This window comes from Methanoculleus sp. MH98A, assembly GCF_000691865.1.
Lineage (GTDB): Archaea > Halobacteriota > Methanomicrobia > Methanomicrobiales > Methanoculleaceae > Methanoculleus.
On sequence record NZ_JMIO01000248.1, the window covers coordinates 1 to 696 of the forward strand.

Annotated in this window: 1 protein-coding gene; it reads left to right on the forward strand. The window is 53.4% G+C overall.

Annotation, left to right across the window (positions count from 1 at the left end; genetic code table 11):
* The first annotated feature begins 273 nt into the window (after window positions 1-273).
* A complete protein-coding gene (locus tag EI28_RS12850; protein ID WP_231476489.1) occupies window positions 274-615 on the forward strand; it encodes a hypothetical protein in 342 nt (113 codons plus the stop codon).
* Window positions 616-696 lie beyond the last annotated feature (81 nt).

The window sequence follows — 696 nt, forward strand, 5'->3', positions numbered from 1 at the left end:
TATGGACATCGTCCCCGTGGTTTTAGGGTTCTCTCCCCGCATATCCCGGCTGTATTGCAGGATGCCGAACCGGGGCTGAAAATGTCCCTGGATGCTCCCGGTGCGAGGGGAGGAGTCACGTACAATGTCGGTTTTCAAACGTTGGCAGGTATCCCTGTCCAGAAAGGTCAATGCATTTTTTTAATTGATGTCCGACGTTAATTGAATTAACTTATGGTATCAGAGGGATATTTATAACTTAACTTTGTAACGTGATGCAATGGAGGTGAAATTGTGGCAATAACCGCGATAATGAACATAATCGGCGGACTGGTATTATGTGCGGGAATTATAGGGGCTCTGCCCGTGCTCGGGGGCTTCCTTGAGAAGGCAGGCAGGTTCCTGGGCGGTTTCCAGGTCATCATAGGGATCATCATGATGATCCTCGGACTGCTGGGGATCTTCTCGCTGCAGGGTATAGTTGCCTTCCTGGTAGGAGTCATCCTCCTGACCGGTGCGTTCCACGTGGTCCCGGGTCTCGGTAAGTATCTCGAGAAGTTCGGCACGTGGCTGGGCGGCTTCCAGACGATCATCGGTGTCATCGCGATCGTCATCGGTATCCTGGGGCTTCTCTGAGGCTTTACCCCGGGGTTGAAGGCGGCAGAGCGTGAACTCCCGCGGGTGAAAACCCGGGATGAACGCAAGGCCGCCCTTCTT